Raw genomic sequence first — 4984 nt, 5'->3', positions numbered from 1 at the left:
CAGAGATAGGCAGGATGCGATCGCTTCTTTCCTGAACCATGTTCAGGAGAGTTCAGCGTGAATGTATCAGACTGAGTTTTGAGGCTCCAGCAGCAGCACTTGCCAGCGCAGCAAGCGTTGCAGTTGCTCGAAGCTCAGGGGGCACTCTAGGCCAGCCTGGATCTCTTGGACGGTGCGGATCCCGTCCACCTGTTGGAGAAAGGCGAAGGCTTCTTCGCTCAGGGAGATGGCTTCGTAAGCATAGTTGAAAATGCTCCGCCCCGGCCACAGGCCCAGACAGGGGCTGAGGTGGGCAATGGCTGATGCTACACTTTCCGGGCTTGTCCATTCCCAGCAGCGGATGGGGGGCTTGCCGAGAAACAGCTCGTAGTGGGCTACCACCGGATCCAGCAGCTCGATCAGGCGATAGCGTTCCGGTTCCGGCAGCTGAGCCGCCTGAGCCAGCAGGGCCTCGTCCTGGCCCAACACCCGCTCCAGCCGCCAAAACTCTGGGTTGGAAAAGCGCAGAAACTGCAGTCCGGAAGCCCGGATTAATTCAAACAGAGTCTCGATGGTGTAATTCACTTCCTGGGGGTGCAGGTACATATCGGCGAAGCATTCGTCGTCCACGTTCTCGATGGCCCAGCGGGCCCGTTCTTGCTGCTGGATGCGGTTGGTTTCCGGCAAGATCTCGAAAAGGCGGCGGCCCACCTGGAGACCCCTCTGCAATTGCTCCGCCGAGGCAAGGGTCTGGTGTTCAGAACCCGTTACCAGCAGGCGGATGGCCTTTTGCATGAGGCGGATTTCGTGGCGGCCCAGCTCACCATACACAAACAGGTGCAAGAGCCCGCCGGGAGCCAATTTGCCGGCCAAAGCCTGCAGCCCCGCTAGCGGATCGGGCAGGTGGTGGAGCACGCCCACGCAGTTGATGAAGTCAAACTGCCCCGGCAGTTGGTCGATGTCGTAGACGTTGAGCTGGCGAAACTGCACCAGCGGTGCCTGGGAAGCTCGACAACGGGCCTCGGCGATTTCCAGGGCGCGGCTGCTCAGATCAAAGGCCCAGATTTCTGCGTTGGGGTTCTGGTGGGCGATGTATTCCGTTCCCACTCCCGAGCCACAGCCGGCATCCAGAATGCGCACCCTGCGCCGACCCGGATGGGATCCCGTACAAAAGGCATGGGCCTGGGGCCAACTCCAGCGCCAATTCCACCCTGGCGGGGGAACAGTGCCGATGGGCTGCGGGGGGAAAGGGTAGAGCTCGTAGAGCTGCCGCACTTGGTTGAGCACTTGTTCGGCGCTGGGGGAGTTGGGCTGCATGGACTATCTGTTGGAGCCAGCAAGACTATAGTGACAATATCCCCCTCCCAAACTCCTGCTGAGCCTACTGTTATGAAAGTGCTTCGCACTGCCAGCGCAAAAACTTCTTCTCATCCTCTACAGACCGGCCTCACCTTCGACTGGATCAGGCTGACGGCTGAGCTCAAAAAGATTCTGGATCCCCAGCGGGTGATCAGCAAGCCGGAGGAGCTGCTGGTTTACGAATGCGATGGGCTGGTCAGCTACCGGCAAAGGCCGGCGCTGGTGGTGCTGCCCCGCACAACAGAAGAGGTAGCGCAGGTGGTGAAGCTGTGCAGCCGCTACCAGGTGCCCTTCGTGGCGCGGGGATCCGGTACGGGCCTCTCAGGGGGAGCCCTGCCGGTGGAAAATAGCGTCGTCATCGCCACCACCCTGATGAAGCAGATCCTGGAAATCGACCTGGACAACCGCTGCATGGTGGTGCAGCCGGGGGTTATTAACACTTGGATTACCCAGGCCGTGGCCGCCCAAGGCTACTTTTATGCGCCGGATCCCTCTAGCCAGTCGGTTTGCTCCATCGGCGGCAATGTGGCGGAGAACTCCGGCGGTGTCCACTGCCTCAAGTACGGCGTAACAGCCAACCACATTCTCGGCCTGACGGTGGTGCTGCCGGATGGGGAGGTGGTGTGCTGGGGAGGCAAGATCCCGGAGATGCCCGGCTACGACTGGGTGGGGCTGTTTGTGGGATCCGAGGGCACCCTGGGCATTGCCACCGAGATTACCCTGCGCTTGCTCAAGGCCCCGGCTCAAGTGCAGGTTTTGCTGGCAGACTTTGACAGTGTGGAAGCGGCGGGATCCACCGTCTCCGACATCATTGCTGCCGGGATCATCCCCGCCGGCCTGGAGATTATGGACAACTTCAGCATCAATGCCGTGGAGGATGTGGTGCAGTTGGGCTACTATCCGCGGGATGCGGCGGCCATTTTGCTGGTGGAGGTGGATGGGCTGGAACTGGAGGTGGAAGAAGCCGGCCAACAGGTGAGGGCGCTGTGCTTCAAAAATGGGGCGCGACAGGTGCAGGTCGCATCCGACCCGGAAGAGCGGGCGCGGGTGTGGAAAGGACGTAAGGCAGCATTTGCCGCCATGGGCAAGCTCAGCCCCAACTACTATGTCCAGGATGGGGTGATCCCCCGCAGCCGACTAGCCTTTGTCTTGAAGGAAATCGAGCGCCTCAGCCGCGAGTACGGCTATCCGGTGGCCAATGTGTTTCACGCTGGCGACGGCAATCTGCACCCCTTGATCCTCTACGACGAGTCGGTGCCGGGATCCCTGGAGCAGGTGGAGAAACTGGGGGGCGAGATCCTTAAGCTCTGCGTGCGCTTGGGGGGCAGCATCTCCGGCGAACATGGCATCGGGGCAGACAAACGCTGCTACATGCCGGAAATGTTTACGCCTGCGGATCTGGAGAGCATGCAATGGGTGCGGCAGGTGTTCGACCCCCAGCACATCGCCAACCCCGGCAAGATCTTTCCCACCCCCCGCACCTGCGGTGAGTCAGCCCACGCCCACAGCCAACCAGAATGGCAAGGGATCCCAGTCTTTTGATTTTGAAAGTTTGAAGGTGCTCCGAACCGCTGGCGTGATGGGAATAGCCCTTAGGCTGGGATCAGCCGGCTTGGCGTTGCTGCTGCAGCTCGGCAAAGGCTCGACAGAAGTCTTCCTGTTGGATGACCAGGGTTTTGGCATCCACCGTCTCGGAAGTGGCGCGGTGGCGGCGGATGGCGGCAATGGCGGCGCGGTTGCTGAGCAGGGCCAGGTCGGCACCACTCCAACCTTCGGTCTGCTCGGCCCACCCCTGTAAGTCCACATCAGGCCCCAGGGGACGCTTGCGGTTGTGAACGGCCAAAATTTCCCGTCGCCCGCTGCGATCCGGCAGCTCCACGCTCAGGTGCAGCTCCAACCTGCCGGCCCGGGTGAGGGCGGGATCCAAACTGGCTTTGCGGTTGGTGGCGGCCACCACCAACACCCCCTGGCTGGGGCGGATCCCGTCCAGCTCTGCCAGCAGCTGCCCCAGAACGCGGTCGCTGACCCCACTATCCCCGGAGTAGCTTCCCCGCGCCGGGGCGAGGGTGTCGATCTCGTCGATGAAGATGACACAGGGGGCGCATTGGCGGGCGCGGGCAAAAAGTTCCCGTACCGCCTGCTCGGAGGATCCCACCCATTTGCTCAAGAGCTCCGGGCCGGAGACGGCAATGAAGTTAGCCTTGGCCTGGGAAGCGATGGCTTTGGCCAACAGGGTTTTGCCAGTGCCAGGGGGGCCGCTGAGGAGGATGCCCTTGGGCGCTTGGGCCTGAGCCTGCTCGTACAACTCAGGGTGCAGCAGGGATCCCTCGATGGCCTCTTGCAAAATCTGCTTGGCGTGCTCCAGGCCGCCAATTTGATCCCAGCTCACCTGCGGGGATTCAATCTCCACCGAGCGCAGCACCGCCGGCTTCACCTGTTGCAGAGCCTGTTGAAAATCCGCTGCGGTTACCGTCAGGGACTCGGGGATGGGGGATCCCAAATCGGGCACCTGCCGCCGCAAAGCCGCATAGGCTGCTGCCTGGCACAGGCCCCGCAGATCTGCCCCCACAAAGCCCAGCGTCTGATCCGCCAGGCTGTCCAGATCCACATCCTCCGCCAAGGGCATGCCGCGGGTGTGGATGGCCAGGATCTCCCGCCGCCCCTCCCGGTCCGGCACCTTGAAGATCACCTCCCGATCAAAGCGCCCCGGTCGCCGCAGAGCCGGATCCAGAGCCTCGGGCCGGTTGGTGGCTGCCAGCACCACGATCCCCTTTTGGGCCACAAACCCGTCCATCAGCCCCAGCATCTGGGCCACCAGGCGTTTTTCCACCTCCCCCTCGACAGTGGCGCGGTTGGGCACTAGGGCATCGATTTCGTCAATAAACACCAGACAGGGAGCCGATTTGGCTGCCTTTTCAAACAGTTGCCGCAGGCGCGCCTCCGCCTCGCCGTAGTACTTGCCGATCAGCTCCGGGCCGACAATGGCGATGTAGTTCACCCCCAGGCTCTCGGCCAGGGCGCGGGCCGTCAGGGTTTTGCCGGTGCCGGGGGGGCCTACCAACAACACGCCGCGGGGCGGATCCAACCCCAGCTTGGCCAGCAGATCGGGCCGCTTGAGGGGGATCTCCACCATCTCCCGCAGCGCTTGGAGCTGTTCCCTCAGTCCCCCCACATCCTTGAGGCGTGGCCCAGCCCAAGACTCTGGGCGGTCGGCAGAAGTTGCTGGCGGGTCGGGCACAGCGGCCTTGGACGGTTCCTGGAAGCGAACCGCAGACATCACTTGGGGCTCGCTGCTCCAGGGGGGATCCCCCGTTTGGGCAGGGCTGCGGCGGCGGGGGATGGAGCCGGAAGGGGGAATAGAACTGCCCAGAGGACGGGCCTGGATGCGGACTTCGGTTCGCAGCTCTCCACTTTGCTTTTTCTCGTCCAGCTTCTGAGCCAGCTCGATCAACTGCTCAATGCCCTGTACAAAGTCACTTAAATTGGCCATAGCCGGGATTTTCCATCCACACAAGTTATCTGCAAATTGACCCGCCAGAGGTGCTAACTCATCCCCTGCCTGGCCAGCTCAGGTGAGGAGAGCATGACTCTAGTCAATAATAAGCTCAACTATACTGAAAATAATGTATAATATGTTCAGTACGGA

Annotated in this window: 3 protein-coding genes; 1 reads left to right on the top strand and 2 read right to left on the bottom strand. The window is 61.9% G+C overall.

Annotated elements, in window-relative coordinates; genetic code table 11:
* Positions 1–66: 66 nt before the first annotated feature.
* Positions 67–1296: a class I SAM-dependent methyltransferase gene (locus NW839_RS12175; protein WP_414350430.1), complete on the bottom strand. Its 1230-nt coding sequence runs from the start codon at positions 1294–1296 to the stop codon at positions 67–69.
* Between the two features lie 72 nt (positions 1297–1368).
* On the opposite strand from NW839_RS12175, the gene glcD reads away from it, so the two are divergent.
* Complete coding sequence (gene glcD, locus NW839_RS12170; RefSeq protein ID WP_414350432.1) at positions 1369–2880, top strand: glycolate oxidase subunit GlcD; 1512 nt, start codon at positions 1369–1371, stop codon at positions 2878–2880.
* Between the two features lie 61 nt (positions 2881–2941).
* Here glcD and NW839_RS12165 read toward each other — a convergent pair whose 3' ends face one another.
* Positions 2942–4828 (bottom strand): AAA family ATPase, encoded by a 1887-nt coding sequence (locus NW839_RS12165; protein ID WP_011434384.1) that lies wholly within the window; start codon positions 4826–4828, stop codon positions 2942–2944.
* Positions 4829–4984 lie beyond the last annotated feature (156 nt).

The organism is Synechococcus sp. R5-15 (assembly GCF_047462035.1).
Classification (GTDB): Bacteria; Cyanobacteriota; Cyanobacteriia; order Thermostichales; family Thermostichaceae; genus Thermostichus.
Note: the sequence above shows the minus strand (reverse complement) of the source record. Positions and strands in the feature narration are given on the sequence as shown.

Coding starts and splice junctions, on each gene's coding strand:
- NW839_RS12165 (WP_011434384.1), bottom strand. CDS start 4,828: ATGGCCAATTTAAGTGACTTTGTACAGGGCATTGAGCAGTTGATCGAG.
- NW839_RS12175 (WP_414350430.1), bottom strand. CDS start 1,296: ATGCAGCCCAACTCCCCCAGCGCCGAACAAGTGCTCAACCAAGTGCGG.
- glcD (WP_414350432.1), top strand. CDS start 1,369: ATGAAAGTGCTTCGCACTGCCAGCGCAAAAACTTCTTCTCATCCTCTA.